28 protein-coding genes and 1 pseudogene are annotated in these 25,750 nt (G+C 69.8%); 11 read left to right on the forward strand and 18 right to left on the reverse strand.

All coding sequences use genetic code 11. The features are described 5' to 3' along the window. Positions 1-28: 28 nt before the first annotated feature. The 8 genes and pseudogenes from ACWFRJ_RS01065 to ACWFRJ_RS01100 form a co-directional block, all read right to left on the reverse strand. On the reverse strand, positions 29-664 hold the full coding sequence (locus tag ACWFRJ_RS01065; protein ID WP_453523665.1) for a LysE family translocator: 636 nt from the start codon (positions 662-664) through the stop codon (positions 29-31). Next, entirely contained in the window at positions 661-1,368 is a 708-nt protein-coding gene (locus ACWFRJ_RS01070) for a M24 family metallopeptidase (RefSeq protein WP_453523667.1), read from the reverse strand. The genes ACWFRJ_RS01065 and ACWFRJ_RS01070 overlap by 4 nt, the downstream gene beginning before the upstream one ends. 155 nt (positions 1,369-1,523) lie before the next feature. Then, the gene (locus ACWFRJ_RS01075; protein WP_453523670.1) at positions 1,524-2,273 is read right to left on the reverse strand and encodes an anti-sigma factor; all 750 of its coding nucleotides are present in this window, start codon (positions 2,271-2,273) and stop codon (positions 1,524-1,526) included. After that, positions 2,270-2,854 carry an ECF RNA polymerase sigma factor SigK gene (gene sigK / locus ACWFRJ_RS01080; RefSeq protein ID WP_453525026.1) on the reverse strand — a complete coding sequence of 195 codons (585 nt, stop codon included), beginning with the start codon at positions 2,852-2,854 and terminating at the stop codon, positions 2,270-2,272. The genes ACWFRJ_RS01075 and sigK overlap by 4 nt, the downstream gene beginning before the upstream one ends. Positions 2,855-2,972: 118 nt before the next feature. Further along, positions 2,973-3,125 carry a hypothetical protein gene (locus ACWFRJ_RS01085; RefSeq protein ID WP_453523672.1) on the reverse strand — a complete coding sequence of 51 codons (153 nt, stop codon included), beginning with the start codon at positions 3,123-3,125 and terminating at the stop codon, positions 2,973-2,975. A gap of 71 nt (positions 3,126-3,196) precedes the next feature. Then, positions 3,197-3,499, reverse strand: a pseudogene (locus ACWFRJ_RS01090) (ABC transporter permease); the annotation flags it as partial. Positions 3,500-3,593: 94 nt separating this feature from the next. Further along, the gene (locus ACWFRJ_RS01095) at positions 3,594-4,154 is read right to left on the reverse strand and encodes a dihydrofolate reductase family protein (RefSeq protein WP_453523675.1); all 561 of its coding nucleotides are present in this window, start codon (positions 4,152-4,154) and stop codon (positions 3,594-3,596) included. Between the two features lie 149 nt (positions 4,155-4,303). Next, entirely contained in the window at positions 4,304-5,755 is a 1,452-nt protein-coding gene (locus ACWFRJ_RS01100; RefSeq protein WP_453523677.1) for an MFS transporter, read from the reverse strand. A gap of 211 nt (positions 5,756-5,966) precedes the next feature. On the opposite strand from ACWFRJ_RS01100, the gene ACWFRJ_RS01105 reads away from it, so the two are divergent. Continuing rightward, positions 5,967-6,413: a MarR family winged helix-turn-helix transcriptional regulator gene (locus tag ACWFRJ_RS01105; RefSeq protein ID WP_453525027.1), complete on the forward strand. Its 447-nt coding sequence runs from the start codon at positions 5,967-5,969 to the stop codon at positions 6,411-6,413. 30 nt (positions 6,414-6,443) lie between these two features. On the opposite strand, the gene ACWFRJ_RS01110 is transcribed toward ACWFRJ_RS01105, so the two are convergent. The 5 genes from ACWFRJ_RS01110 to ACWFRJ_RS01130 form a co-directional block, all read right to left on the reverse strand. Beyond that, the gene (locus ACWFRJ_RS01110) at positions 6,444-8,471 is read right to left on the reverse strand and encodes an RICIN domain-containing protein (protein ID WP_453523681.1); all 2,028 of its coding nucleotides are present in this window, start codon (positions 8,469-8,471) and stop codon (positions 6,444-6,446) included. Positions 8,472-8,525: 54 nt separating this feature from the next. Then, the gene (locus ACWFRJ_RS01115) at positions 8,526-10,583 is read right to left on the reverse strand and encodes a beta-galactosidase (protein ID WP_453523683.1); all 2,058 of its coding nucleotides are present in this window, start codon (positions 10,581-10,583) and stop codon (positions 8,526-8,528) included. A 65-nt stretch (positions 10,584-10,648) separates the two neighbouring features. Continuing rightward, the gene (locus tag ACWFRJ_RS01120; RefSeq protein ID WP_453523686.1) at positions 10,649-11,989 is read right to left on the reverse strand and encodes an ABC transporter substrate-binding protein; all 1,341 of its coding nucleotides are present in this window, start codon (positions 11,987-11,989) and stop codon (positions 10,649-10,651) included. 57 nt (positions 11,990-12,046) lie between these two features. Continuing rightward, positions 12,047-13,015: a carbohydrate ABC transporter permease gene (locus tag ACWFRJ_RS01125; protein WP_453523689.1), complete on the reverse strand. Its 969-nt coding sequence runs from the start codon at positions 13,013-13,015 to the stop codon at positions 12,047-12,049. A 4-nt stretch (positions 13,016-13,019) separates the two neighbouring features. Beyond that, the gene (locus ACWFRJ_RS01130) at positions 13,020-13,946 is read right to left on the reverse strand and encodes a carbohydrate ABC transporter permease (protein ID WP_453523691.1); all 927 of its coding nucleotides are present in this window, start codon (positions 13,944-13,946) and stop codon (positions 13,020-13,022) included. 331 nt (positions 13,947-14,277) lie between these two features. Between ACWFRJ_RS01130 and ACWFRJ_RS01135 the strand changes: the two genes are divergently transcribed. The 6 genes from ACWFRJ_RS01135 to ACWFRJ_RS01160 all read left to right on the forward strand — a co-directional run bounded on the left by ACWFRJ_RS01135 (position 14,278) and on the right by ACWFRJ_RS01160 (position 20,602). Continuing rightward, the gene (locus tag ACWFRJ_RS01135; RefSeq protein ID WP_453523694.1) at positions 14,278-15,282 is read left to right on the forward strand and encodes a LacI family DNA-binding transcriptional regulator; all 1,005 of its coding nucleotides are present in this window, start codon (positions 14,278-14,280) and stop codon (positions 15,280-15,282) included. A 90-nt stretch (positions 15,283-15,372) separates the two neighbouring features. Beyond that, positions 15,373-16,890 (forward strand): SDR family oxidoreductase, encoded by a 1,518-nt coding sequence (locus ACWFRJ_RS01140; RefSeq protein ID WP_453523697.1) that lies wholly within the window; start codon positions 15,373-15,375, stop codon positions 16,888-16,890. 73 nt (positions 16,891-16,963) lie between these two features. Further along, the gene (locus ACWFRJ_RS01145; protein ID WP_453523699.1) at positions 16,964-17,548 is read left to right on the forward strand and encodes a sigma-70 family RNA polymerase sigma factor; all 585 of its coding nucleotides are present in this window, start codon (positions 16,964-16,966) and stop codon (positions 17,546-17,548) included. Then, entirely contained in the window at positions 17,545-18,300 is a 756-nt protein-coding gene (locus ACWFRJ_RS01150) for an anti-sigma factor (protein WP_453523702.1), read from the forward strand. The genes ACWFRJ_RS01145 and ACWFRJ_RS01150 overlap by 4 nt, the downstream gene beginning before the upstream one ends. Before the next feature lie 63 nt (positions 18,301-18,363). Then, on the forward strand, positions 18,364-19,731 hold the full coding sequence (locus ACWFRJ_RS01155) for a cryptochrome/photolyase family protein (RefSeq protein WP_453523704.1): 1,368 nt from the start codon (positions 18,364-18,366) through the stop codon (positions 19,729-19,731). 232 nt (positions 19,732-19,963) lie between these two features. After that, a complete protein-coding gene (locus tag ACWFRJ_RS01160) occupies positions 19,964-20,602 on the forward strand; it encodes a fasciclin domain-containing protein (protein WP_453525028.1) in 639 nt (212 codons plus the stop codon). Positions 20,603-20,713: 111 nt separating this feature from the next. Here ACWFRJ_RS01160 and ACWFRJ_RS01165 read toward each other — a convergent pair whose 3' ends face one another. Further along, the gene (locus ACWFRJ_RS01165) at positions 20,714-20,992 is read right to left on the reverse strand and encodes a metal-sensitive transcriptional regulator (protein ID WP_453523707.1); all 279 of its coding nucleotides are present in this window, start codon (positions 20,990-20,992) and stop codon (positions 20,714-20,716) included. Positions 20,993-21,073: 81 nt separating this feature from the next. On the opposite strand from ACWFRJ_RS01165, the gene ACWFRJ_RS01170 reads away from it, so the two are divergent. After that, the gene (locus tag ACWFRJ_RS01170; RefSeq protein ID WP_453523710.1) at positions 21,074-21,655 is read left to right on the forward strand and encodes a rhodanese-like domain-containing protein; all 582 of its coding nucleotides are present in this window, start codon (positions 21,074-21,076) and stop codon (positions 21,653-21,655) included. Between the two features lie 17 nt (positions 21,656-21,672). Here the strand turns inward: ACWFRJ_RS01170 and ACWFRJ_RS01175 are convergent, their stop codons facing one another. From ACWFRJ_RS01175 to ACWFRJ_RS01190, 4 genes are all read right to left on the reverse strand, one after another. Beyond that, positions 21,673-22,257, reverse strand: a complete 585-nt coding sequence (locus tag ACWFRJ_RS01175) for an alkaline shock response membrane anchor protein AmaP (RefSeq protein WP_453523713.1) — start codon at positions 22,255-22,257, stop codon at positions 21,673-21,675. Next, positions 22,257-23,219 (reverse strand): DUF6286 domain-containing Asp23/Gls24 family envelope stress response protein, encoded by a 963-nt coding sequence (locus tag ACWFRJ_RS01180; RefSeq protein WP_453523716.1) that lies wholly within the window; start codon positions 23,217-23,219, stop codon positions 22,257-22,259. The genes ACWFRJ_RS01175 and ACWFRJ_RS01180 overlap by 1 nt, the downstream gene beginning before the upstream one ends. Next, the gene (locus ACWFRJ_RS01185) at positions 23,216-23,401 is read right to left on the reverse strand and encodes a hypothetical protein (protein WP_453523719.1); all 186 of its coding nucleotides are present in this window, start codon (positions 23,399-23,401) and stop codon (positions 23,216-23,218) included. The genes ACWFRJ_RS01180 and ACWFRJ_RS01185 overlap by 4 nt, the downstream gene beginning before the upstream one ends. Positions 23,402-23,494: 93 nt before the next feature. After that, positions 23,495-24,016, reverse strand: a complete 522-nt coding sequence (locus ACWFRJ_RS01190; RefSeq protein WP_453523722.1) for an Asp23/Gls24 family envelope stress response protein — start codon at positions 24,014-24,016, stop codon at positions 23,495-23,497. Positions 24,017-24,318: 302 nt separating this feature from the next. Between ACWFRJ_RS01190 and ACWFRJ_RS01195 the strand changes: the two genes are divergently transcribed. Genes ACWFRJ_RS01195 through ACWFRJ_RS01205 form a run of 3 tightly spaced genes read left to right on the forward strand, consistent with a single transcriptional unit; the run spans position 24,319 to position 25,750 of the window. Next, positions 24,319-24,792: an RNA polymerase sigma factor gene (locus ACWFRJ_RS01195; protein ID WP_453525029.1), complete on the forward strand. Its 474-nt coding sequence runs from the start codon at positions 24,319-24,321 to the stop codon at positions 24,790-24,792. Next, positions 24,783-25,403 carry an Asp23/Gls24 family envelope stress response protein gene (locus ACWFRJ_RS01200; RefSeq protein WP_453523725.1) on the forward strand — a complete coding sequence of 207 codons (621 nt, stop codon included), beginning with the start codon at positions 24,783-24,785 and terminating at the stop codon, positions 25,401-25,403. The genes ACWFRJ_RS01195 and ACWFRJ_RS01200 overlap by 10 nt, the downstream gene beginning before the upstream one ends. Further along, a complete protein-coding gene (locus ACWFRJ_RS01205) occupies positions 25,400-25,750 on the forward strand; it encodes an Asp23/Gls24 family envelope stress response protein (RefSeq protein ID WP_453523728.1) in 351 nt (116 codons plus the stop codon). The genes ACWFRJ_RS01200 and ACWFRJ_RS01205 overlap by 4 nt, the downstream gene beginning before the upstream one ends.

The raw sequence follows: 25,750 nt of genomic DNA on the forward strand, positions 1-25,750 counted from the left end.
CGGCATCCCTGCTTCCCCGCGCGAGCTTCTACGCGCGGGCGGCTTCCACGGCCGTGACCACTCCCAGGGTGACCAGCGCGCCGCCTGCCGTGGCTTCGAGTCGGCGGGCCACACGCGGTCGCCGCAGCCAGGCCATGAACCGGTCCGCGCCGAACGCGACCAGCAGCAGCCACCCAGCGGCGATCACCGCGTCGACGGCGCCGAACAGCAGTGTGGTGGCAAGGACCGAGTGGCCCTCGGGCAGAAACTGCGGGGCCACCGCCACGAAGAAGATCCCGACCTTCGGGTTGAGCAAGCAGCTCGCCACGCCCTGACCGAACGCCCGCGACGGCGACACCGTCTGCGGCCCGGGTGCCATGGACGGGCCGCCGGAGGCACTGGTGCGCAGTGCCCGCAGCGCCTGTACGCCCAGGACCATCAAGTACACCGCACCGGCCAGCCGGACCGTCATGAAAGCCGCGTCCCACCGCTGCAGCGCCGCGGCGAGCCCGACGGCCGCCGCCACCGCCCACACCAGCGATCCCAGCGCGGCGCCGATCGCGGTCGCCGTCCCGGCTCTGCGTCCGCCCCGCAGGCAATTGCGCAGCACAAGCAGCAGATCGGGCCCCGGTACCACGGTCACCACCAGGGCGAAGAGGGTGAACCCCAGCACCGCGCCGGTCACGCCAGGTCCAGCAACTGTTCGTAGAAGCCGCCGAATCCGCGCCGCCTGTCGACGAAGTGGAGTTCCAGGATCCAGTGGCAGACCCGGCCCGAGCGGTCGGTACGGCGCAGCGGGTTGTCGTTGTCGGGGGTGATGTAGGACTCGGACTTCGCCCCGTCGTTGGTCTCGTGGGGGAACTCCCCTACGAGGTGCCCGGCGTGCCAGATGCCGATCTCCCAGCCCGCGTCGGCAGCCAGGCGCTCGACCTCGGCGTGCAGCTGCTTGCCCGTGATGTGCGGATCGGCGGCGAACGCGGCGCGTCCGGCGTCGAAGACGCGCGGCAGGTCGTGCAGCAGCCGGTGCTTGTCCGGGTCGTCGCCGAAGACGTACGTACGGCCGAAGTCCGCCTCGTACTCCTCGAAGATGGGTCCGAAGTCGGCGAAGGCGATGTCGTCCTCGCTGATGATCCGGTCCGGCGGATTGTCCCGGTAGGGGAGCAGGGTGTTGGGCCCGGAGCGGATGATCCGCTTGTGCCAGTGCTTGGTCGTGCCGAACATGTCGTTGGCCAGATCCCGGATCCGGTCGCTCGCCTCCCGCTCCCCGACACCCGGCGCGACAAGGCCGCGCGCCTCCGCCTCCGCGAACAGCGCGATCGCCTTCTCCTGCGCCGCCACCAGACCCGCGACGCGCTGAGCCTCCTCCGGCCCTGCTGATGTGTCCGTCACGTCGAACCCCCATTTCCCCTGCGGTGCCGTGACCCGCACAGAGGCGGGCAGATATCGCATCTGCAAGCCTAATCGACTTCAAACCGCCTATCTGCCTGGTTTAAAGCGTCTGTGCGCTTGTATGTCGCCGCGGCCGCTGACACACGGCCCGGCTGTCACGCGGGGAAGTCGATCAGGCCGACTGGCGGCAGGGTCGGAGTCTTGGAACCCCCTGAGGGTTCGACGGTGATGCCCATGCCCGAGGCCTGGCCGATCGTGCCGTCCATGAGGGTGACCTGACTGCTCCGGTCGCTGTCGAGGAGTCCCGCCGGACGCATGGTGCCATGGTCGTCGAACCAGAGTTCGTAGACCTTTCCCTCGGGCGGGGCGTCGAGGCCGGACGTGGTGAAGACGGCGCGGTTCTGGCTGGCCGAGGTTACGACGACCCCCCGGGCGTCGTCGGGCAGGACCGTGGCGTGGGTTCGCGCGTCGTCGGCGGTGAGTACGGCCGCCACTTGATCGGCGCCGGCCTGGACCCGGCCGGCCTGCTCGCGTGCCTGCTCCGCTTCCTGGTGCTGCCAGGTGGCCACGCCGCCCAAGGCTGCGGCGGCCAGGCAGGCGGCCAGTATGAACCGGCGAAGCCACACCGTGTTCCGGGGCGATGGTGCGACGTGCGCCTCGGGCACTGTGCGCGGCGGCTCCTGGCGGACGTCGGTGATCTGCCGGAGTACGGCCTGCTTGAGCGCGGTAGGCGAGTTGACGCCGACGGCGCGGGCCATGCGGCCGGCCGTCGCGGCGAACTCCGCCACGTCCTGGCGGCACTCCGCGCACACGGCGGGATGCTCCTCGAAAGTGACGCGCTCGTCGGGTTCCAGGGCGTCGAGTGCGTACGCTCCGGCCAGAGTGTGCGGGTCGGTCGCGCTCATGTCGTCACCCCCAGGCAGTCGCGGAGCCGGATCAGCCCGTCCCGCATGCGTGTCTTGACCGTGCCAAGGGACGCGGAAAGGCGCTCGGCCACTTCTCGGTAGGTCAGGCCCTGGTAGTAGGCCAGAGTGATCGACTCTCGTTGGAGTTCAGTGAGCGTTTCCAGGCAGCGCACGACATCCTCGCGTTCCTGGCGGGCCTCGACCTCCGCCGCGGTCACGTCGAATTCCGGCAGCCGGTCGCGCAGGGCGGCACGCTCCTCACGCGCGGTGGCGGCCACGACCGAGCGGACGCGGTCCACCGCCCGCCGGTGCGCAAGCGTCAGCAGCCAGTTCATCACTGATCCCCGTTCCGGCCGATAGTCGGCGGCGTGACGCCACACTTCCACCAGCACTTCCTGTGTCACTTCCTCGGACTGCGCCACATCGCGGACCACCGCCCGCACGATCCCGAAGACGGGTCCGGCGACCGACTCGTACAGTCGGCCGAAAGTCTGTTCGTCGCCGCCGGTGATCTGTCGCATCAATGCGGCAAGATCCGGCTTGTCGTCCGGGTTGCCGCCGATGAACACCGCATGCTTCATGCCGACATCATCGCCGCCCCGCGGCGGGCAGACCAAGAACGGACGATTCGATGTCGCGTTATTGATTCGTTGCCGACAGCCGTGCGGATTGGTGACGAATCAATAGTGGATTTGAAGTTCAGTGGGCGCAGGCTCCGAATTCTGTGTGCCGCGCCCGTTCGGCGTAGGAGTCGTCCTCCCGCTTGTTCTGGGGAGGGGGCGGACCAAAGCTCTTCGCCCGTATCTCCCCGCGGGCCTGAGCCATCAGTTCGTCGAACTCTTCGTCCGTCATCTCGCCGTCACCTCCCTGTCCACGAGTAATTCGTAGCGACCGCGATTACCGGATTGGTGCCTGCTCCCTTCTCATCCCAGGGTCACTCGGCGAAAGCGGGTCAGGGCGACGAGCATGAAGGGCCAAGCGCTGCCGGTCGGCATTCCAGCAGGGGGTGGATTTCCGAAGAGCCGGCGTACGGCTGTCGCGGTCGCCGAGACCGGGTTCCATTCCGCCACGGCGCGCAGCGGTCCCGGCATGGTGTGTGTCGAGACGAAGGCCGACGAGACGAAGGTGACGGGGAAGAGCCAGATGAGGCCGGCGCTCTGTGCCACTTCCACGCTGCGTGCGAGGAGCCCGATCGCTGCTCCCACCCAGGACATGGAGAAGGCGAACGCCGCCCTCACCGGCGCAAGGGGCCGAACCTGGCCTCGTTGAGCAGCAGTTGAGGTCATCGCTTCAGTCGGCTCGGTGAGGGCGCCGCGGTTCCTACGCTCCTGCGACGGTGCGGAAGCGCACATCGACCTCGGCGAAGGGCTGTGAGCCGTGGGCGTGTCGCAGCCGGATCGGCTTGCCGCCGGGGTTGTCGAAGAGCCGGATGCCGTCACCGAGCAGGACGGGGGCGATGTGCAGGTCGATTTCATCGATCAAGCCACGTTCGAGCAGTTGGCGGCCGATCGTGGGGGAGAGGACTTCGAGGTTCTTGCCGTCGGCGGCCTCCAGGCCGATGCGTACGGCCTCTGCCACGTCGCAGTTCAGGAACGTGACGCCGTCGGCGGGCGTGGCGTCCTCGGGGTGATGGGTGAGGACGAAGATCTGGCCGCTCCAGTCCTCGCTGTAGGGCCGGGCGCTCGGGTCGTGGTCCCATCCGTTCCGCCCGCCAAGGACCGCGCCGGTGGTCTCGATGTACTCCTCTTCCACGCCGTCGCGGCCGGTGACCCCGGCCAGCCAGTCCATGGCATGGTTCGGGCCCGCCACGAACCCGTCCAGCGACATGCTGAAGTGGAAGAGAACCTTGCCGGTGGCCTGTTGCGGTTCGAGGTCGAACATCCGGAGCTCCTTCGCTGATGTGCCGGCGCTACAGCGCCCGCTGCACAGGTGGACCGGACGGACGCCCCGAACTCATCTCCCCGGCCACGAGCAGCGGCCGGGGCCCCGCGTATCGCGGGACCCCGGCCGGTCTGAAGGGAACGTCCGGCTCAGGCGCGGGCGGGTGCCTGCTCGGTCGGCGCCGCTTCCTCGGGCGTGGTGTCGTTGCTGCCGCGCAGAGCCGGGATGAGGCTCGCGACGGCGGCCGATACGAGTGCCACACCACAGCCGATCAGGAGGCCGGTGCGGAAACCGTCCTCGGAAGCGAGGGTGTGGCCGCCCAGGGTCATTGTCATCTGCGCCAGGACGACACCGATCACCGCCGACCCGATGGTGGTGCCGAGCGAGCGCATCAGGGTGTTGAAGCCGTTGGCCGCCGCCGTCTCGGAGACGGGAACCGCGCTCATGATCAGAGCGGGCATGGATCCGTAGGCGAGGGCGACGCCGCTGTTGATCACGATGCCGACGATCATCAGGCCCCAGGCGGTGCCCATGAGCGGCAGTGCGATGCCGTAGCCGACCGCCATCACGAGGGCGCCGCAGATCAGGGCGAACTTGGGGCCGCGTGCATTGATGAGCTTGCCGCCGAGCGGGGAGATGAGCATCATCATCACGCCGCCGGGCGCCATCCACAGGCCTGCCGCAAGCATCGACTGGCCCAGGCCGTAACCGGTGGCCTCGGGGAACTGGAGCAGCTGCGGCGCGATCAGCATGAAGGCGTACATGCCGACACCGATGAGGATCGAGGCGGCGTTGGTGAACAGCACGCGGGGGCGTGCGGTGGTCCGCAGGTCGACCAGGGGGTCACGGGTACGCAGTTCGTAGAATCCCCACACGGCGAGCGAGACGACCGCGAGGGCGAGCAGGCCGAGCGTGCTGCCCGATGCCCAGCCCCAGTCGCCGCCCTTGCTGATGCCGAGCAGCAGCGAGACCAGACCGATGGCGAGGCCGATGGCGCCCGGCGCGTCGAAACGCTGGCCCTTGGCACCGGCGGGGACGTCCGGGACCACGAAGAAGATCAGAGTGCCGATCATCAGGGCGAGACCGGCGGCACCCCAGAACAGCACCCTCCAGTCCGCGTACTGGGCCACGGCCGCGGCCAGGGGCAGGCCGATGGCGCCGCCGATGCCCATGGACGCACTGACCAGGGCGATGGAGCCGCTCAGCTTCTCCGTCGGGACGACGTCGCGCAGCAGCGCGATGCCGAGGGGCACCATGCCCATGCCCATGCCCTGCAGACCGCGCCCGACGATCATCGGCACGACGGACGAGGCGAGCGCACAGACGACCGAGCCGATGACGAGCGGCACGGCGCAGACGAGCAGCATGCGCCGCTTGCCGAACAGGTCGCCGAGGCGCCCGGAGACCGGCACACACACGCCGGCGACGAGCAGGGTGACGGTGACCACCCATGCCGCGTTCGACGCGCTGGTGTCCAGGATCTGCGGCATCTCCGCGATCAACGGGGTCACCAGCGTCTGCATGACCGCGGCAACAGTGCCCGCCAAGGCGAGCGTGGCGACGACTGCGCCTGATCGAGCGGTCGGCTGGGGGCCGTCCATGTTGGAGCTCCTCTACGAAACATCTCTACGAAACATCGGCAAGGTCCCCACGTGTCGGAGGACGCAATGTGCATAGTACACACTACATGGCTCAGCCACATTGCATGGTTGATGCATATAGTGGGCGCACGGAATTTGCGGGAGGCACGACGCGGAGGGATGTCACGTGAGCAGGGCGGAGCAGGCGGCGGACCGGGTGGAGTTCGAGCAGATGCTGCTGGGTCGCTACATGCATCTGCACAAGAGCAAAGGGCGCAGGGCCGGTGGTCTCCTCGACCGCAGCGCCTACATCCTGCTCAGCCGCATCCGTACGCAGGGCCCGATGTCGATCGGCCAGCTCGGCGACGCCTTCGGCCTCGACGTGTCCACGCTCAACCGGCAGACGGCGTCCGCCATGCGCGCGGGTCTCGTCGAGCGCATCCCCGACCCCGAGGGCGGCATGGCCCGCAAGTTCCGCATCACCGAGGAGGGCGAACAGCGCCTCGACGAGGAACGCGCCTACATCGTCGAGAGCCTGGGCCGCATCATGACCGACTGGCCGGAGGAGGACATCGCGGCGTTCGCCGACTACCTCCAGCGCTTCAACGCGGGCATCGAGCGGCTTTACGGCATGCCCTGGCCGCGTGCACGGAAGAAGCCCTCGTCAGCGGTGAACTGACGAGGGCTCCAGAATTGACGAGTAGATGCCTTAAGAAACCGTCACATCTGACACCTTCCAGCGCTGGTTGGCGCCGGAGTTCGGTGTCCACGTCGTGACGGCGGCTCCGTCGTGCGTGGCCTGGCCGCCGACCTCCAGGAGCCGTCCCGTGGCCGCGTTGACGAGGGTCCAGGTGCCGTCACCGGTCGTGGACATGATCCACTGGGCGGCCTTGCCGCGCGGGCCGGTATCGGGCTCGACCACCGGGGCGCCGTCACGTACGGCAAGGCGCTTTCCCTCCGCCCGGTCGGTGAACACGTACCGGCGCTGGTTGCCGGTGTCACCGCTGAGCTGCCGCAGCCGCCACTGCTGCCCTGCCGTGTCCGCGGCGGTCTTGATGACGAGGCCGGTGCCGTTGTCGGCGACGGTGAGGTCCTTGCCGCTCTGGGCGCCCGTCAGTTCGTACGTGTGCCCCTTCTGCAGCAGGGCGGCGTCCTTCGCGACCCCCGAGACACCCTTGACGAGGAACGAGGTCACCGACTGGGCGGGCACATCGAAGGTGGCCTTCTTGCCGCTGACGGCGAGGGGAGCGTGCCGTTCGAGCTTGCCCTCGGCGCTGGTCACGACGGGCGTCACGGTGGCCGAGCCGCGCACGCGGTCGAACTTGGACAGGTCCACCGTGACCGTACGCGCGGCGGTCGTGCTGTTGACGTGGACGACCGTCGCCGCGTCGCCCTTCCGGGACACGGCGGCGGCACTGGAGGTGTCGTCGACCTTGACGAGCCGGTCGCCGGGCTTGATGAAGTGGGTGAAGTTGCGGGCCGTGTCGAACTTGGTGTTCGTACGGATCGGGCAGGTCTCGAGGGTGTCCTCGGAGGTGCAGCTGAACGGCAGCTGGATGCTGCCCCAGTTGCCGCCCTTGGCGGACTCGCCGCCCGGCTTCATGTTGTCGTAGTCCTCGACGGGCTGCCAGAACACCCAGGCCTTCGGCTCCAGTTCACGCAGGTCGTCGACCATCCGCTGGGCCATGCCGAGGCCCGGCCGCATGTCGTCGAAGTCCTGCCCGTCGCCCCAGTCGCCCTCGACCTCGCTCATCCACAGCGGCTTGTCCGCCGCCTTGGCCAGGTCGCGCACGCTGGTGCGTCCGTCGGTGCCGTAGGTGTGGACGTTCATCTGGCCGACGGCGTCCCGCACCTCCTGCGGGTAGGTGTTCCAGTTCCGCGTGAAGGTCGTGGGGTTGGTCTCGTCCATCGCGGAGATCTCCGCGCCGGTCCTGGATTTCGCGAGCGCCGGATCAAGGGCCTTGATCACCTTCTGCTGGAGCTCGGGGCCGATGTGCGCCCCTTCTTGGCGACCGCCGACCGGCTCGCCGTCCTCGCCCAGGGTGGTGCCCCAGTAGTTGGTGTTCGGTTCGTTGAACGGGTCGAGGGTGTCGACCTTGATGCCGTGGGCCTTTTCGAGCCGCTCGGTCGCGCCCACCAGGTAGGAGGCGAGATCGTCGACGGAATCGGTCTTGAGCTGGTCGGTGCCCGCGTCGAAGTTGCCCGAGACGTATCCGCTCTCGGTCATGAACCAGGGCGGCGAGTTGCTGAACGTCTCCCAGTGGTCGACGTCCTTCTTGATCCGGTCGACCCACCAGCGCTGGGTGGCGTCGGCCTTCGGGTTCCAGTCGGCCTTGTCCGCGGCGCTCCACCAGTCGGTGTCCTCGCGTGTGGTGCCCGCCGGGGCCTTCCACCAGCCCTCCACCGCGCCGCCGGGACGCAGATAGTCCTTGACGTCAGGGGCGTTGCCGCCGCCGATGTTGTAGCGGGCGATGTTCAGGGCGAGGCCGTCGTCGCCGAAGAGGAGCCGGGCCAGCTTCTCGCGTATCTCCTTGGGATAGTCGCCGGTTGCGTTGGCGAACCAGACCAGGCTCGTGCCCCAGCCCTCGAACTTCTCGTGCCGGTAGGAGGGGTCGGGCCGGACGGTGACGGCGGTGGAGGCCGCGGCGGCCTGCTGCGGCGGCGCGGTGAGCAGCGCCGCCCCGGTGGCCAGGGCGGTGATGCCGACGAGTCGTCTCGTGCGGGTACGGGATACCAACGTGTGCTCCCAACGTAGGTGACGGGGTGGCGCTGTACAGGAGGGGGCGGTGTCTCAGGGGTTGCTGGTGGTCTGTCGCAGGACGGCGACTTCCCTGGGCGGCAGGACGAGAGCGCCGTCGGCGGCGTCCTGGGTGCCGCCGACGAGGACGTCTCCGGCCAGTCCGGGCAGTGGCACGGTGTCGTCCGTCCGGTTGACCAGGAACAGGTAGCGGCTCTCGGCATCGCGGCGTACGGCGAGCTCGACGCGTCCGCGTGCGGGGGCGGGCAGTTCGCTGTCGACACCGGCCGGGTCGAGGAGCTGCGGCAGCAGAGTGGTCAGGCCGTCCCTGCCGAGCCGCGTGGAGACGTACGCCGCCGAACCCCGCCCCGCCGCACGGCGGGTGACGGCGGGACGCTCGGCGTAGGCGCCGGTGCTGTACCGCGCGAGCACCTCCACCTCCGGCCCGGTGACGTCGATCCGGTCGGTCCACACCGTGCCGGTGGTGGCGTTGTCCAGCGCGACCGTGTCGTCTTCGAGCAGCGGCCCGAACTCCTCGACACGGATGCCGAGCAGGTCGCGCAGCGCTCCGGGATATCCGCCGAGCCAGATGTGGTCGTTCTCGTCGACGATGCCGGAGAAGTAGGTGGTGACCAGATGGCCGCCGCCCTCGACATAACGCGTGAGGTCCTTGGCGAGCGCCTCGGGGACCACGTGAAGCACGGGCGCGATCAGGACGTCGTACGGGGCGATGTCGTTCCGCGTGGTCACGACGTCGGCGCGGATGCCGAGGGCGAGAAGCGCGGAGTACCAGTCGAGGGCCTCCTGGTGGTAGTCGAGGCGGGAAGTGGGGTGGGAGTCCTGCTCGCTGGCCCACCACGAGTCCCAGTCGAAGAGGACGGCCACCCGCGCCGCCTCGCGCCCGGCCCCCGCGACGGGCGAGAGCGCCTTCAGGGTCTGCCCCAGACCGGTCACCGCACGGAACAACTCGCTGTCGGCTCCGGCGTGCGGCACCATCGCCGAGTGGTACTTCTCGGCACCGGCCGCCGACTGACGCCACTGGAAGAAGCACACGGCATCGGCGCCGTGCGCGACGTGCAGCAAGGAGTCGCGGGCGAGGTCGCCCTCGCGCTTGGCCACGTTGACGGGCTGCCAGTTGACGGCACTGGTGGAGTGCTCCATGAGGAACCACGGGCGGTGGCCCGCGATGGAGCTGGTGAGGTTGGCGGAGAAGGACAGCTCGTCACGTGCCTGCGGCCCCGGCACGACGTAGTGGTCGTTCGAGACGAAGTCGATCTCGCCCGCCCAGTCGGCGTAGTCCATGCCCTTGGTGCCGCCCATCACCATGAAGTTCGTCGTGACGGGCACCTCGGGGGTGAGCTCGCGCAGGACGTCACGCTCCGCCCGCAGATACTCCTTCAGCGCGTCCGACGAGAACCGCTTGAAGTCCAGCTGCTGGGTGGGGTTGGGGTGCGACGCGGCGAGCCGCGGCGGCAGGATCTGCTCCCAGTCGCTGTATCGCTGCGCCCAGAATGCCGTGCCCCAGGCGTGGTTGAGGCCGTCGAGGGTGGTGTAGCGGGTGCGCAGCCAGCCGCGGAAGGCGCGGGCCGCGTCGTCGGAGTAGTCGTAGATGTTGTGGCAGCCGAGCTCGTTCGAGACGTGCCAGGCCACCAGCGCCGGGTGGTCGGCGTAGCGCAGGGCCATCTCGCGCACCAGGCGCAGCGCGTGCTCCCTGAAGACGGGGGATGTCGGCCGCCAGTGCTGCCGCGCCCCCGGCCACACCGTCTCACCGGACGCGGTCACCGGAAGGATCTCCGGGTGCGCGGCGGTGAGCCAGGGCGGCGGGGACGCGGTGGCGGTGGCAAGATCGACCCCGATGCCGCCCGCGTGCAGGAGGTCCATGACCTCGTCGAGCCACGCGAAGTCCCAGGTGTCCGCGGCCGGTTGGATGCGGGCCCAGGAGAAGATCCCCACCGAGACGATGTTGACGCCGGCCTCGCGCATCAGCCGGACGTCCTCCTCCCAGACCGCGCGCGGCCACTGCTCGGGGTTGTAGTCGGCGCCGTACGCGAGCCGGGGCGTGACGTCACCGTCCGGTCCGCGCAGCAGCCGGGACGGGAGGGTGGGGGGCATGGTGGTCCTTCCGGAGTGGTGCGCGGATTTCCTGTGATGTGCGGGGCGCGGTCAGCTGGGCCGCGTCACTTCTGGACGCTGAAGCCCTGCTCGTTGCCGTACTTGACGGAGGCGTCCTGCCAGGACTTCAGGCCCTTCGACAGGGGAGTGCCGGAGACGTAGGCCTTGCCCGCGGTGTCGTTGAAGATCGAGTTGGCGTACACCTGGTAGGGCAGGTACTTCCAGTCGTCGGCCACGTTCGCCGCGGACTCGGCGAAGACCTTGTTGGCCTTCTGGCCGCCGAAGTACGGGAACTCGGTGTTCTGGAACTCCTTGGACCGAAGGTCCTTGGTGGTCGCCGGGAAGGCGCCCTCCGAGATGCGGGTCTGTACGCCCTTGCCGGAGTTGGCGTACTCGACGAACGCGTACGCGAGTTCCTTGTTCTTGCCCAGCTCGGGCAGGGCCAGCGAGCTGCCGCCGTTCTCGGCGCTCGCCTTGTCGCCCGCGGTCCACTGCGGCAACGGAGCCGCGCGCCAGTCGCCGGAGGCCTCCTTCACGCCGGAGGCGAAGTTGGCGGGCATCCAGGCACCGGCGGGCAGGGTCGCGACGGTGCCGTCACCGAAGGCCTTGTACCACTCGTCGGTCCAGGGGTTGATCGACGCGACCAGCTTCTCGTCGATCAGCTTCTGCCAGGTCTCGGTGTAGGCGACGGCGCCCTTGTCGGAGAAGTCGATGCCCACCTTGGTGCCGTCGACCTTGTACGGGCGCGAACCGGCCTGCCACAACAAGCTCGTCGTGAGGCCCGCCTCGCCCGTGTCGCTGGTGATGTACGCCTTCGGGTCGGCCTTGTGCAGCTTGCGGGCGGCCTGGAGGTACTCGTCCCAGGTCGTCGGCACCTTGATCTTGTGCTTGTCGAAGACCTTCTTGTTGTAGAAGAGGGCCATGGGGCCGGAGTCCATCGGCAGGGCGTAGACACCCTCACCGGACTTCACCGCGTTCCACGGACCGGGAGAGTACGAGTCCTTGAGCTTGTCCGCGCCGAAGGGGGTCAGGTCGGTGATGGACTTGGTCAGGGCGTACTGGCTCAGGGCGTAGTACTCGACCTGCGCGACATCGGGGACGCCCTTCTTCGCCGAGATGGCGTTCTGCAGAGCCGTGTACTGGTCCTTGTTGGTGCCCGCGTTGACCAACTCGACGTCGACGGCGGGGTTTTCCTTCTCGAAGTCGGCCACGACCTTCTTGAGGGTGGGCTCCCACGCCCACACCTTGACCTTGCCGCCCTTCTTCAGGGCCGCCTTGATGTCCGCGGCCGAGACCTGCTTCTGGCCGGAGCTGTCGTCGTCGGAGCCGCCGCAGGCGGTCGCCCCGAGGGCCAGGGCACAGACGAGACCTATGCCGCGCAGCAGGCGGCGGGAGTTCTGGGGCATGGGGATGCTTCCACTTCTTCGTGGTCGACAAGGGGTGGGGCAACTGGCGTGCAGGTATTACTCTTTGACGCTTCCGGCGGCGAGTCCGGACTGCCAGTACTTCTGGAGCAGCAGGAACGCGGCGATCAGGGGCAGGACGGTGATCAGAGAACCGGTGATCACCAGGTGGAAGACGGGATCGCCGCCCGCCGTCGCGGCCTGGGCGTTCCAGCTGTTCAGGCCCAGGGTGAGCGGGTACCAGTCCGGGTCCTTGAGCATGATCAGCGGCAGGAAGTAGTTGTTCCAGGTCGCGACCATCGTGAACAGCAGGACGGTCACGGTGCCGGGCGCGAGCAGAGGCAGGGCGACCTGGAAGAAGGTGCGCAGCTCGCTCGCCCCGTCGATGCGGGCGGCCTCCATCAGCTCGGTGGGGACGGCCTCGGTGGCGAAGACCCACATCAGGTAGAGGCCGAAGGGCGAGATGAGCGAGGGGATGATGACCGCCCAGGGGGTGTCCGTCAGGCCCATCTTGCTGAACATCAGGAAGGTGGGCACCGCCAGAGCCGTACCGGGCACGGCGACCGCGCCGATGACGACGGCGAAGACGGCGCGCTTGCCGAGGAAGTCGAACTTCGCTAGGGCGTAGCCGCCCAGAACCGCGAGGAAGGTGGCGCCCCCGGCCCCGACGACCACGTACAGAAGGGTGTTGAGGAGCCAGCGCGTGAAGACACCGTCGTTGTACGTGAAAGTCGTGCTGATGTTGTCCCACAGGGCGAAGTCCCCGCCGAACCAGAGGCCGAACGAACCGGCGAGCCCCTCCTGGGTCTTGGTGGCGCTGATGACCAGCCACAGCAGCGGTACCAGGCTGTAGAGCAGGACGAGACCGGTGAGCACGGTGAGCAGCACACTGCGCCGCGGACGGCCCGCGCTGTGAGGGCGGGACGCGCGGACGCGGGGTGTGCGCAGACGGGGTGCGGCGCCCGGAGCGCGGGCGGGCGCGGGAACGGTTGTGGAAGCGGTGGTGACGGGGCTGCTCGGTCCGGTCATCGGGTCACGCTCCCTTGCGCATGCCGCGCAGCTGGACGGCGTAGGCGATGACCATCGTGATCAGGCCCATGACGATGGCGACCGTCGCGGAGTAGTTCTGCTGCTGGCCCGCGAAGGACAGCGAGTACGTGTAGAGGTTCGGGGTGTAGTCGGTGGTGATGGAGTTGCGCGCCAGGTTCTGCAGGATGCTCGGCTCGTTGAAGAGCTGGAAGCTGCCGATGATCGAGAAGATCGTCGCGATGACCATGGCGCCGCGGATCGCGGGGAGTTTGATGGCCGTGATGACGCGGATCTGACCGGCGCCGTCGATCTCCGCGGCCTCGTACAGGGAGTGCGGGACGACGCGCAGCGCGGAGTAGAAGATCAGCATGTTGTAGCCCACGAACTCCCAGGTGACGATGTTGCCGATCGACGCGAGGACCAGCGAGGGCGAGAGCGGATCGGGCAGCGAGACGCCCAGGGCGTCGTTGATGTCGCCCACGAGCCCGAAGCGCGTGCCGTACATGAAGCCCCACATCAGCGAGGCCACCACGGCGGGCACGGCATAGGGCAGGAAGACCGAGATCCGGAAGAAGTCCTTGCCGTACAGGCGGCCGCTGTCCAGGGCGAGTGCCACGAGCAGGGCGATGCCCAGCATGATCGGGACCTGGACCGCGAGGAACAGCGAGACCCGCCCGAGGGACGCCCAGAACTGGCCGTCGCTCAACGCCTGTTGGTAGTTGTCGAGGCCCACGAACGTGGTGCCGCCGATGAGTTGGTCACGGAAGAGGCTGAGGTAGACCGAGTAGGCGAGGGGAGCAAGGAAGACCAGGGCGAAGACCGCGACGAAGGGGCCGATGAACCCCCAGCCCGTCCAGGAACGACGGTTGTGCGGTGCCGGTGGTCGGGAGGTGCGCCGCTCCGCGGCTCCTCGCAGGTGAAGCGTCGTCATGTCGTTCCTCGCTCGTCCATCTCGGAACCGGCGTCACATGCCGCGATGTTTGCGTAAACATGTGCCAACACGGCGGTGTGACAAGGGCGTATGCCGAGCTCCGCAGGGTGTTATGTTTACGTAAACATTCAGTGGCGGAATGTCTACACTGCCTCGATGGCGACGGTCAAGGGTCGTCCGAGAAGACGGTCGAAGCCGTTCGGGATCACGGACGAATGGCCGTCCGGGACAGCTGATTCACGCGGCGAGGGAGACAGTGGAAGCAACAGACAGAACCCCGGCGAACGGCGCCCCAGGGGAACGGGCCGCGCGCCGCGGGCAGAGCGCGTCCATGGCCGACGTGGCCGCGCTCGCGGGCGTCTCCTCGCAGACCGTCTCCCGTGTCTCCAACGGGTATTCGGGCGTCACCGATGAGACCCGGCAGCAGGTGCTCGCGGCGATGAAGGAACTCGGCTACCGGCCCAACAGCGCGGCCCGTGCCCTCAAACGCGGCGAGTTCCGCACGATCGGCCTGATCACCTTCACCCTCTCCACCACGGGCAACGTACGCACCATCGACGCCATCGCCACCTCCGCGGCACAGGAGGGGTACGCCGTCACCCTGCTCCCCGTCGCCGTTCCCACGCAGGACGAGGTGCGGGGCGCCTTCTCGCGCCTCGGGGAGCTCGCCGTCGACGCCGTCATCGTCATCATGGAAGTGCACCTGCTCGACGCGGCGGCCCTCTCCCTGCCGCCCCATGTCCAGGTCGTCGTGGCCGACTCGGACGCGGGAAACCGCTACACCGTGGTCGACACCGACCAGGCGGGCGGCACCCGCGACGCCGTACGGCACCTGCTCGACCTCGGACACCGGACCGTATGGCACCTGGCCGGACCCGAGGACTCCTATGCCGCGCAACGCCGTGCCGACGCCTGGCGGGCGACGCTCGTGGACGCCGGGTGCGAACCGCCGCCGCTCGTACGCGGCGACTGGTCGGCGGAGTCCGGATACCGGGCCGGGCTCGGCATCGCGGACCAGGAGGAGTGCACGGCGGTGTTCGCCGCCAATGACCAGATGGCCCTCGGCCTGCTGCGCGCCCTGCACGAGCGCGGCCGCAAGGTGCCGGACGACGTCAGTGTCATCGGCTTCGACGACATCCCCGAGTCCGGCTCCTTCCTGCCGCCCCTGACGACCGTCCACCAGGACTTCGCCGAAGTGGGGCGCCGCTGTGTCGAGGGGGTCCTGCGGCAGATGCAGCAGAGCACGCCGGAGCGCGGCACCACGCTGGTGCCCACGCGGCTCGTGCGGCGGCAGAGCACCGCACCGCCACCTTCGGGCCGACCCTCTTCGCGCTGACCCTCATCGCGTCCGCTGATCGCGCGCTGCACCCCGCAACCGGGGGAAGGTGGGAGGGCGACGACATCGTTCGAGGCCAAAGAGGTGCGCATGGAAAGCGGCGAAGACGCGCAGGGGCTGCGCTGCCTGGTGACGGGGGCGACCGGTTACATCGGAGGGCGTCTCGTCCCCGAGCTGCTCGACGCGGGGCACCAGGTGCGCTGCCTCGCCCGCACGCCGGGCAAGCTGCGCGACTACCCCTGGGCCGGGCGGGCCGAGGTGGTGGGGGGCGACGCGTCCGACGCAGATTCGGTCGGCGCTGCCATGCGGGACATCGACGTGGCGTACTACCTCATCCACGCGCTCGGCACCGGGTCCGGCTTCGAGGAGAAGGACCGCGAGGCGGCCCAGATCTTCGCCGAGCAGGCCCGCGCCGCGGGCGTCCGGCGCATCGTGTACCTGGGAGGGCTCACCCCCGAGGGCGTCCCTGAACAGGAGCTTTCGCCGCATCTGCGCTCACGGGCCGAAGTGGGCCGGATCCTCATGGAGTCCGGCGTACCGACCACCGTGCTCCGCGCCGCCGTGATCATCGGCTCAGGATCCGCGTCCTTCGAGATGCTGCGCTACCTCACCGAGCGCCTGCCGGTCATGGTCACGCCGAGCTGGGTGCGCACCCGGATCCAGCCGATCGCCGTCCGTGACGTCCTGCGCTACCTCGTGGGCAGCGCCACCATGCCCGACGAGGTCAACCGGACCTTCGACATCGGCGGCCCCGACGTCGTCACCTACCGCGACATGATGACCCGGTACGCGACCGTGGCGAAGCTGCCCCACCGCCTCATCCTGCCGGTTCCCATGATGAGCCCGGGTCTCTCCAGCCACTGGGTCGGCCTGATCACCCCCGTGCCGGCCTCGATCGCCCGGCCGCTCGCGGAGTCGCTGCGGTACGAGGTCGTCTGCCACGAGCACGACATCGCGCGGTACGCACCCGACGCACCCGGCGTCCCGATCAGCTTCGACAAGGCGCTCGCACTGGCCCTCGAACGCGTGAAGGACGCCCAGGTCAGCACCCGGTGGTCGTCCGCCTCGCTGCCCGGCGCCCCCAGCGACCCGCTGCCCACCGACCCCGACTGGGCCGGCGGCAGCCTCTACACCGACCGGCGGGAAGAGACCGTGAACGCCTCGCCGGAGGCCCTGTGGAGCGTGGTGGAAGGAGTGGGAGGCGACAACGGCTGGTACTCCTTCCCGCTCGCCTGGGCCGTGCGCGGCTGGCTGGACCGGCTCGTCGGCGGAGTCGGCCTCAGGCGGGGCCGCCGGGACGCCCAGCGGCTGCGGGTGGGGGACTCACTGGACTTCTGGCGGGTCGAGGAGATCGAACCGGGACGGCTGCTGCGGCTGCGCGCCGAGATGCGCCTTCCTGGCCTCGCCTGGCTGGAGATGTCCGCGGAACAGGACGACCAGGGGCGCACCCGCTACCGGCAGCGGGCGCTCTTCCACCCGCGCGGCCTCCTCGGCCACGCGTACTGGTGGAGCGTCTCGCCGTTCCACGCGCTCGTCTTCGGCGGCATGGCGCGCAACATCACACGTACGGCCGAACAGCGCACCGCCAAAACCGCACAGAAAACGTGACCCACCGGCAATCCGGCGACGCACCGGCTCCGAATCACCTCTGAAGGCGACCAGCGTCCAGGAGGATCACCGGGTGAACGAAGTAGTGCACATCAGCGGGGCCCCTTCGGCGGGCCCCGATCTGGCCGAGCTGCTCGGCCGGGTGGCCCGCGGCGATCAGCAGGCTTTCGCCTCGCTGTACGACGGGGTGTGCTCTCCGGTCCTGGGTGTTGTGCGCACGGTGCTGCGCGATCCCGCCCAGTCCGAAGAGGTCGCCCAGGAGGTGCTCGTGGAGGTGTGGCGTTCCGCCGCGCGCTACCGGCCTGACCGGGGGAGTGTCATGAACTGGGTCCTCACGATGGCGCATCGCAGAGCGGTCGACCGCGTGCGTTCCGTACAGGCGTCGACCGAGCGCGACCACAAGGCGGCGCTGCTCGAACGCACACCGGCCTTCGACGAGGTGAGCGAACAGGTGGAGTCCCGCCTGGAGCGCGAACAGGTGCGCCGCTGTCTGCGCAATCTGACCGAACTGCAACGGCAGTCGGTGACCCTCGCCTACTACCGGGGGCTGACATACCGGGAGGTCGGCGAGCTTCTCTCCGTACCCCTGGGGACGGTCAAGACCCGGCTGCGCGACGGCCTCATCCGCCTGCGCGACTGCCTGGGGGTGAACGCATGAGCGCCGCCGATCTGCACACGATGACGGGCGCGTACGTCCTGCACGCGCTCTCGGACGAGGAGCGCACGGAGTTCGAGCGGCATCTGGAGGTCTGCGAGGCCTGCGCCCAGGAGGTGAGCGAATTGGCAGCGACAGCAGGGCGGCTCGCCCGTGCCGTGTCGGTCGCCCCTCCGGCCCACATGAAGGCCGAGGTGCTGCGGCGGGTCGCCACGGTCCGCCAACTGCCGCCGCCCACGCCCGCGCCGGGCAAGAGCGCCGGTGGCAGCGGCCGCGGACGGCAGCTGTCCCGCTTCGCCCTCGCCGCGTGCCTTGCCGCCGCCGCGGGCTTCGGCGGGATCGCCGTGTGGCAGCACCAGCGGGCCGACGAGGCGGGGAACCGGGCGCAGGAGGCGCAGCAGCAGTCCGAGAAGCTGGCACAGGTGCTCGCCGCGCCGGACGCCAAGGCCTCCACCGGGCGGCTCTCCGACGGTGCGACCGGCACGGTCGTGGTGGCCAAGAGCCTCAACCAAGCCGCCTTCGTGGCGGCCAAGATGCCCGAGCCGCCGTCGGGCAAGGTCTACCAACTGTGGTTCAACGACGACGGGACGATGCGGTCGGCCGGTCTCATGAACCCGGCCCGCAGTACCGAAGCAGTGCTGCTGGAAGGACCGGTGGACAAGGCCTCCGGCATCGGCATCACCGTGGAGCCGACGGGCGGTTCGGACGAGCCGACGTCTGACCCCGTGGCACTGATGAACTTCCCCAAGGCGTGAGCAGCCGCTCCATCAGGAGCTGCGACAACAGCATTGCGACAACAGCATGAGGAGCCGCAGAAAGTGACCGTATCGATCGTCCTGTTCACCTCGGATCTGCGCCTGCACGACAATCCGGCACTGCGTGCCGCGATGCGCGACGCGGAGATGATCGTCCCGCTGTTCGTGTACGACGACGGGGTACGGGCCGCGGGGTTCGACGTGCCCAACCGGCGTGCCTTTCTCGCCGACTGCCTGGAGGATCTGGACTCGGGGTTGCGGGTGCGCGGCGGTCGGCTCGTGGTCCGCAGCGGTGACGTGGTCGACCAGGTCTGCCGGGTGGTGAAGGAGACCGGGGCGGTGGGGGTGCACGTCGCGGGCGGGGTGAGCCGGTACGCGACGCGGCGCGAGGAGCGGCTGCGGACCGCCCTTGAGGACCTTGAGGACACCGACTGCGGCCTTGTCGTGCACGACGCGGTCATCACGGCCGTCGCCCCGGGGGAGTTGCTCCCGGCGGGCAAGGACCACTACGCCGTGTTCACCCCGTACCACCGGCGCTGGTCGGAAGCGGGCGCACGGGACGTCGTAGCCGCCCCACGCAAGGTGCGGGTCCCCGACGTGGCATCGGACAGCGTGCTGCCGCGCGCGAAGATCACCGGCATCTCGCCGGGACTCGACGCGGGCGGCGAGAGCGCCGGACGCCGACGGCTGCGGGCCTGGCTGTCCGGGGACATCACGGAGTACGAGGACGGGCAGGACGATGTCGCGGGGGATGCCACCTCGCGGCTCTCGCCCCACCTGCACTTCGGCACCCTGTCGGCGACCGAAGTCATCCACGGGGCGTCCCGCGAGGGCTCGTCCGGGGCGCAGGCGTTCGTACGGCAGCTGGCCTGGCGGGACTTCCACCACCAGGTCCTCGCCGCCCGCCCGGACGCCGCCGCCGAGAACTACCGCCCGCGCGGTGACCGATGGCGTACGAACAAGAAGGAGATCGCCGCCTGGACCGAGGGGCGCACGGGCTACCCCTTCGTGGACGCGGCGATGCGACAGCTGAGCCATGAGGGCTGGATGCACAACAGGGCGCGCCTTGTGGTGGCGAGCTTCCTCACCAAGACGCTCTACGTCGACTGGCGGGTGGGCGCCCAGCACTTCCTGAGCCTCCTGGTGGACGGCGATGTCGCCAACAACCAGCTGAACTGGCAGTGGGCGGCGGGCACCGGGACCGACACCAGACCCAACCGGGTCCTCAACCCCGTGATCCAGGGCAAGCGTTTCGACCCGCGCGGCAGCTACGTACGCCGCTGGCTGCCCGAACTCGCCGATGTCCAAAACCGGTACATCCACGAGCCGTGGAAGCTCACGGGCCAGGACCGGGCGGATGTCGACTATCCCGGTCCGATCGTCGACCTCGCGGAGGGCCGGGCCCGCTTCGAGCAGGCGCGCGGCGCCTGAGCGCTGTGGGACGCCTGTCAGCGAGAGGGGCGGGTGTGCCGGATCGGGTGAATGTGGATCCGAGACCAATCCCCGGCGCGCCCCGCGACGAATTCCCCATGTGAGCGAAGAACGGAAGACGTGGGGACGGCACTGGGCGATGGCTCCATCGCCCTGAAGCTGCCTGTTCAAGGCAGGCCGCCTGCTCCAGGCCACCCCACGCATGCAACGACGCAAGGAGAGCACCATGTCCATGTACTCCACCCGAATCCGCCGCACCGCGGTCGCCGTCGCCGCCACGGCGATGCTGCCGATCGCCCTGACGGCGTGCTCGGACAGCAGTGGCAAGGACAGCAAGGCCGCGGACTCCACGCCCAGCGCGAAGGCGTCCAAGTCGGACGACTCCATGGCCAAGGACGGGCCGTTCGGTCCGGCCTGTGCCTCGGTGCCCAAGGACGGCAAGGGCAGCTTCGACGGCATGGCGAAGGACCCGGTCGCCACCGCCGCGTCGAACAACCCGGACCTGTCGACCCTGGTCACCGCGGTCAAGAAGGCCGGTCTCGTCGACACGCTGAACAACGCCAAGAACATCACGGTGTTCGCGCCGACCAATGAGGCCTTCGCGAAGATCCCGAAGGCGGACCTGGACAAGGTCCTGAACGACAAGGCCATGCTCACCAAGGTCCTCACCTACCACGTGGTGGGCCAGAAGCTGGCGCCCAAGGACCTGGCGAACGGCTCCTACGAGACGCTGGAGAAGAGCAAGCTCACCACTGCGGGCTCCGGCGAGAAGTTCAAGGTCAACGACACGTCGAACATCGTCTGCGGCAACGTCCCGACGGCCAATGCCACGGTCCACATCGTCGACACCGTCCTGATGCCGAAGAGCTGACGGACGACACCACCTCCGCCGAAAGCCTCCGCAGTCCTGTACGGGCGACGGGGGCTTTCGGCGGTCAGTGCGGTCGGTGCGGTCAGTGTGCGGCAGTGCGGGTCAGTGCGCTCAGGCCAAGGAGAGGAACAGCTTCTCCAGACGGGCCCGCATCAGGTCCCGGTCGCCCGCCGCCTGCTCACCCTCGGCCATGCAGTGCTGGAGTCCCGTCGCGATGATCGCGAACCCGGCCCTGTCAAGCGCGCGGGAGACCGCGGCCAACTGCGTGATCACGTCCTCGCAGTCCCTGCCGTCCTCGATCATCTTGATGATGCCTGCGATCTGGCCCTGCGCCCGGCGCAGGCGGTTGAGCACCGACTTCAGCTCGTCGGCCGCCATCTCCAGCTGCACGCTGCCACCTCCATAAATACCCCTGGGGGTATTGTAGCCTGCGGGAGTGAGAGCCTTGATTCAACGAAAGGACAGCTCCACATGACTCCCCCCACCGATCTGACCCCCACGGACCTGGCCCCCGCCCAGGCTGCCGACCGTCTTGACCGCTACACCGTCATCGACGTCCGCACCCCGGGCGAGTACGCCTCAGGGCACCTCCCCGGAGCCCACAACATCCCCCTCGACCACCTGCGCACGGCGCTGCCCGAGCTGAAGGCCGCCGCCGCCCGCGGTGAGCTCCTGATGGTCTGCGCCTCCGGGAACCGCTCCGCCACCGCGGGCGCCGAGCTGGCCGACGCCGACATCCCGGCCGCCACCCTCGCCGGCGGCACCACCGCATGGGTCGCGCAGGGCCACCCGCTGCAGCCCTCCGAAGGCGCGCCGAGGGCCTGGGCGATGGAGCGCCAGGTCCGTCTCGCCGCCGGTTCCCTGGTCGTCCTGGGCCTCGCCGCCGGAACCCGCTTCCGGCCCGCGCACTGGCTGGCCGCAGGTATCGGCGCGGGCCTCGTCTTCTCCGCCGCCACCGACACCTGCGGCATGGCCGCCGTGCTCTCCAGGCTTCCCCACAACCGCCCGCGCGCCACGGACCTGCGCACCACGCTGGACGCCCTGCAGTCCTGAGGGCGTCCAGCAGACACTCAGTGGATGCGGCGCGTCCTGTGCGGCCGGGTGGTGAGGCGCACGTCCGCCTCCAGGACGCGGGGCTCCGCCGCCGCGCGCGCCTCGGCGACGGCGCCCCGGGCGACCTCGCGCAGCACCGCTTCCGGTGAGGCGTCCGGGGCCAGGGTCAGCGTGATGCGGGCCCGCAGCCGACGGGGGCGTCCGAGGAGACGTACGTGGGCGCGGGCCACGCCGTCGACGGCCTCGGCCCGTTCGGCCATCGCCGAGGCCAGCGCGGTCGCCGAGAGGGTGACGCCCGCGTGCCCGAGCGGGAGTTCGCGCAGCCGTCCGGTGCGGACCTGGGCGACGGTCCAGCAGAGGAACAGGACGGTCCCGACGGCAAGGGCGGCGATCACGACGGGCGGCCACCAGCCGTGATCACGCCAGCGGCCGAGCATCTCCTGGTCGAGCCACACCCGGTCGGCGCCGATACGGGGGAGGGCCGACGGCATCCGCTCGCGGACGGGAGCGGCCGCGGAAGCAAGGGCGGCTCCCGCGACCAGGAGAACTGTCGCCGCGCAGAGCAGAGTCGAGCGGTTCGTGCTGCTACGGAGTCGGCTCATCAGGGGGTGCTCCTCTCCGTCGTGGCGGGCTCACGTTCAGGTGCGGCCGGGGCGCGCCAGGTGGGTGCCGTCTTCAGCCGCACGCGCAGCCGCAGCGGCCTGGCGAGGCCGAGCTCGGCAATCGCCGCCTCCGCGGCCTCGGTCACCGCCCGCCGCGTACCGTCCGGTTCACCGAACTCGAGACCGGCGCGCACCCGTGCCGTACGGCGGCCGACCTTGACCTTGACCTGGCCGACGCCGGGCACGTCGCTCACGGCGTCCCGCAGGAACACCGCGACCGCCCGCCGTTCCAGGACCGCGCGCACGCCCGGCTCCGGCGGCTTCAACGGAAGAAGACCGCGTCGGCCCGGCGTGACGGCGAGGACGAGGAGCCACACGCCGAGCGCGAACACGGCGATCGCGGCGAGGACGCCCGAAGCCGTGGCGCTGTCCGGACCGTGCGTGGCAAGCCACTCCATCGCCTGGACCCGCCACCGCGCGGGAGCGCGCCCGGCCGCGTGTACGGACACCACGTCGTACAGCAGCACTCCGCAGGCCAAGGCGGCGGCGAGGGCAAGGACCGCGACCGGCAGACGGCGCCCGGACCACGGACGGTGTGTACGGCCCCCCACCGTTTCCACGGCCTCGGCGGCGACCGGTGGTGTGGCCTGCCCGGCGGACCGCTCCCCGCGGGACAGGCCCCGGACGCGGATCCGCGCCGATGGCACGGTCAGACCGGTGAGCCGGGCGGTGCGCTCGGCGACGTGCGACCGTACGCGCTCGCCCGCCTCGTCGAGCACGGCGGGATAGGGCAGGGTCACGGTGACACCGACCTGGGCCCGGCGGCCGCGTACGGCCGCCGACCCCCGGCTCACCTCCACCGCGCCGGGTGCCAGCGCCTCCGTCGCGGCGCGTTCCGCGATGCGGCGCACCGCGCGGTCCGCGACGGTCGTCGTGCCGCGCTCCGCCGGGGGCGTGGTCATCGCCGCTCCCGGTCACGCCCGCCGAGGAAGGCGCGGATGTCCGTGCCTTCGTCGACGAGGCGGCCGAGGACGAAGCCGACCGCGCCGAGCGCCGCGACCAGAAGGAACGCGCCGAAGCCGCCGAACCACCCGGCGAATCCCAGGGCCATGCCCGCCATCAGACCGACCAGAGCTGTGCTCACCACTCACCTCACACCACAGACAGAAGGGGGACGTCTTACGGAGACGTCCTACGGGGATGTCTTACGGGGATGTCTCACGAGGAGGACGGTGCGCTACTCGACGCGCGTCTCGCCGCCGGCGTCCGCGGTGTCGTCCTCGGGCAGGTGGACGTCGTTGACGGCGACGTTCACCTCGACGACCTCGAGGCCGGTGATGCGCTCCACCGCCGAGATGACGTTCTCGCGCACGTCGTGGGCGACGTCCGTGATGGGCACGCCGTACTCGACGACGATGTCGAGGTCGATGGCCGTCTGCCGCTCGCCGACCTCGACCTTCACCCCGCGGCCGACGTTCGGGCGTCCGCCGGGCACACGGTCGCGTACGGCGCCGATGGTGCGGGAAAGACCGCCGCCCATGTCGAACACGCCGGGAATCTCGCGAGTGGCCATTCCTGCGATCTTCACGACCACGACATCGGCGATGGACGTCTTGCCCCGCGTCGCCGCGGGCTCGGTCGCGCCCGTGGCGCCCGTGACGGTGGTGGCTCCGAGGGCGCTCGTGCGTGCCCCGCCGGTGAGGTCCTTCTCGGTGCTGCCGGATACGGCCGCGTTCGAAGTGAGGTCCTGCGTCGCCATGATGGCATCTCCTCGTCGTCTGGTTCATCGTCACTGATTGGCTCTTCTCCTGCTCCGACCCGGGTCCCGCAGGTCTGTTACGCGCCTCGCGAGAATTTCTTCCTCCGGCATGTAGCGTTCCCTGGCCGCGTAACGCGGAGGGCTTTTCGTGTGTCGTACCAGCACGATTGAAGTGAGAGGAGCCGCGTGTGCCGGGCGACCGGGGCGGAACACCCGAGGAAGCGGACGCGTCGTCGAGACGTGAGGACGCGCTGCTCGCGGTGCGGGCCGCGGAGGGCGACGAGGAAGCCTTCGAAGCTCTCATGAACCGGCACGCGCCCATAGCGCTGCGCCTTGCCACCCGCCTGCTCGGGAGCCGTCAGGAGGCGGAGGACGCCGTGCAGGAGTCCTTCGTCAGCGCCTGGCGCAAGCTGCCGGAGTTTCGCGGGGACGCGCAGTTCGGTACGTGGGTCTACCGCATCGTCACCAACCGCTGCCTGAACGTCCTGCGTTCGCGGCGGCCCGTCGTGGCCCTGGACGGTCTGCCCGAACCGCCCGCGCCTGAGCACGCGTTCTCGCCCGCGCGGGCGGCCGAGGCGCACGCAGCCGTGGAGGACCTGGCACGGGCGATGGAGGGGCTCTCGCCGGAACAGCGGGTGTGCTGGGTGCTGCGCGAACTGGACGGAGCGTCCTACGAGTCCATCGCCGAGACGGTCGGTATCAGTCCGGAGGCGGTCCGCGGCCGGGTCTTCAGAGCGCGGCGCTATCTGACGGAGGCGATGGCCGCATGGCGATGAACGAGGATGAACTGCTGCCGTGCGGCCGCGAGTTGTCGCAGGTATGGGAACTGTGGGAAGCGGGTGTGCCCGATCCGCACGCCGAGAGCTGCCCGCACTGCGCGCAGGCGGTGGACGCCCTGCGTCATCTCGAGGGGATCGTCACGGAGGCACGCGACACGGCGCCCCGGGAGCCGGACACCTCCGCGCTCACCGGCCGTGTCATGGACGTGGTGCGCCTTGAACTGCGGCCGGGCAGGACGCTGCCGCTCGGGGACGAGGACGAGGACGCGTGGATCGTGGAGGCCGCCGCGGCCAGAACGGTCCGGGCGGCGGCCGAGTCGCTGCCCGGCGTGCGCGCGGGCAGCTGCCGTATCGATCCGCTGGAGGACCCCGAGTCCTCGGCGCCCGAGGGACGCCTCGCGCGAGGTCCTGTCAGGATCCGCGTCGAGGTGCAGGTCCCGCTCACGCGGCACCTGCCGGAGGTCGCGGACCGGGTGCGAAGCCGGGTGCTCGAAGCGGCGGACGGCGAACTCGGCATGCGGATCGCGGTCGTGGACGTCACGATCACCGACGTCGTCGACGATGCCGACGACGCGGGGGACGACAGCATGGAAGGGTGGCGGCAGTGAACGCATCGGACGTTTCCCGTGTGCTGGCGGATGCCGTCACAGAGGCGGTCCTCGACACTCCAGGGGTGGCCTTCCTGCGGCCGGGCCTTGTGGATCTCCTGCGCTCTTCGGCCTTGTTGAGACGGGGGCTCCCCAGTACCCCGAAGGGCTCCGCCGGAGTGCAGGTGCGGCGGCGCAAGGACACCCAGGACTGGAGCGTGGAGGTCTACGTCGTCCTGCATCGAGGACGGCGGGCCCTAGATGTGACACGCGAGGTGCGCTCGGCTGCCGCGAAGGCCGTCGAGCGGGTCTCCGGGGAGCAGGTCGCCCCGGCAGGGATCGCCGTCACGGTCACCGGACTCGTCTGA

This window comes from Streptomyces sp. NPDC055239 (assembly GCF_053606205.1).

What these genes read in the sequence shown, in the direction of transcription:
- ACWFRJ_RS01075 (WP_453523670.1), bottom strand. Translation starts at nt 2,273, where the DNA reads ATGAGCGCGACCGACCCGCACACTCTGGCCGGAGCGTACGCACTCGAC.
- sigK (WP_453525026.1), bottom strand. Translation starts at nt 2,854, where the DNA reads ATGAAGCATGCGGTGTTCATCGGCGGCAACCCGGACGACAAGCCGGAT.
- ACWFRJ_RS01085 (WP_453523672.1), bottom strand. Translation starts at nt 3,125, where the DNA reads ATGACGGACGAAGAGTTCGACGAACTGATGGCTCAGGCCCGCGGGGAG.
- ACWFRJ_RS01095 (WP_453523675.1), bottom strand. Translation starts at nt 4,154, where the DNA reads ATGTTCGACCTCGAACCGCAACAGGCCACCGGCAAGGTTCTCTTCCAC.
- ACWFRJ_RS01100 (WP_453523677.1), bottom strand. Translation starts at nt 5,755, where the DNA reads ATGGACGGCCCCCAGCCGACCGCTCGATCAGGCGCAGTCGTCGCCACG.
- ACWFRJ_RS01105 (WP_453525027.1), top strand. Translation starts at nt 5,967, where the DNA reads ATGCTGCTGGGTCGCTACATGCATCTGCACAAGAGCAAAGGGCGCAGG.
- ACWFRJ_RS01115 (WP_453523683.1), bottom strand. Translation starts at nt 10,583, where the DNA reads ATGCCCCCCACCCTCCCGTCCCGGCTGCTGCGCGGACCGGACGGTGAC.
- ACWFRJ_RS01120 (WP_453523686.1), bottom strand. Translation starts at nt 11,989, where the DNA reads ATGCCCCAGAACTCCCGCCGCCTGCTGCGCGGCATAGGTCTCGTCTGT.
- ACWFRJ_RS01125 (WP_453523689.1), bottom strand. Translation starts at nt 13,015, where the DNA reads ATGACCGGACCGAGCAGCCCCGTCACCACCGCTTCCACAACCGTTCCC.
- ACWFRJ_RS01130 (WP_453523691.1), bottom strand. Translation starts at nt 13,946, where the DNA reads ATGACGACGCTTCACCTGCGAGGAGCCGCGGAGCGGCGCACCTCCCGA.
- ACWFRJ_RS01135 (WP_453523694.1), top strand. Translation starts at nt 14,278, where the DNA reads ATGGCCGACGTGGCCGCGCTCGCGGGCGTCTCCTCGCAGACCGTCTCC.
- ACWFRJ_RS01140 (WP_453523697.1), top strand. Translation starts at nt 15,373, where the DNA reads ATGGAAAGCGGCGAAGACGCGCAGGGGCTGCGCTGCCTGGTGACGGGG.
- ACWFRJ_RS01150 (WP_453523702.1), top strand. Translation starts at nt 17,545, where the DNA reads ATGAGCGCCGCCGATCTGCACACGATGACGGGCGCGTACGTCCTGCAC.
- ACWFRJ_RS01160 (WP_453525028.1), top strand. Translation starts at nt 19,964, where the DNA reads ATGTACTCCACCCGAATCCGCCGCACCGCGGTCGCCGTCGCCGCCACG.
- ACWFRJ_RS01170 (WP_453523710.1), top strand. Translation starts at nt 21,074, where the DNA reads ATGACTCCCCCCACCGATCTGACCCCCACGGACCTGGCCCCCGCCCAG.
- ACWFRJ_RS01175 (WP_453523713.1), bottom strand. Translation starts at nt 22,257, where the DNA reads ATGAGCCGACTCCGTAGCAGCACGAACCGCTCGACTCTGCTCTGCGCG.
- ACWFRJ_RS01180 (WP_453523716.1), bottom strand. Translation starts at nt 23,219, where the DNA reads ATGACCACGCCCCCGGCGGAGCGCGGCACGACGACCGTCGCGGACCGC.
- ACWFRJ_RS01190 (WP_453523722.1), bottom strand. Translation starts at nt 24,016, where the DNA reads ATGGCGACGCAGGACCTCACTTCGAACGCGGCCGTATCCGGCAGCACC.
- ACWFRJ_RS01195 (WP_453525029.1), top strand. Translation starts at nt 24,319, where the DNA reads ATGAACCGGCACGCGCCCATAGCGCTGCGCCTTGCCACCCGCCTGCTC.
- ACWFRJ_RS01200 (WP_453523725.1), top strand. Translation starts at nt 24,783, where the DNA reads ATGGCGATGAACGAGGATGAACTGCTGCCGTGCGGCCGCGAGTTGTCG.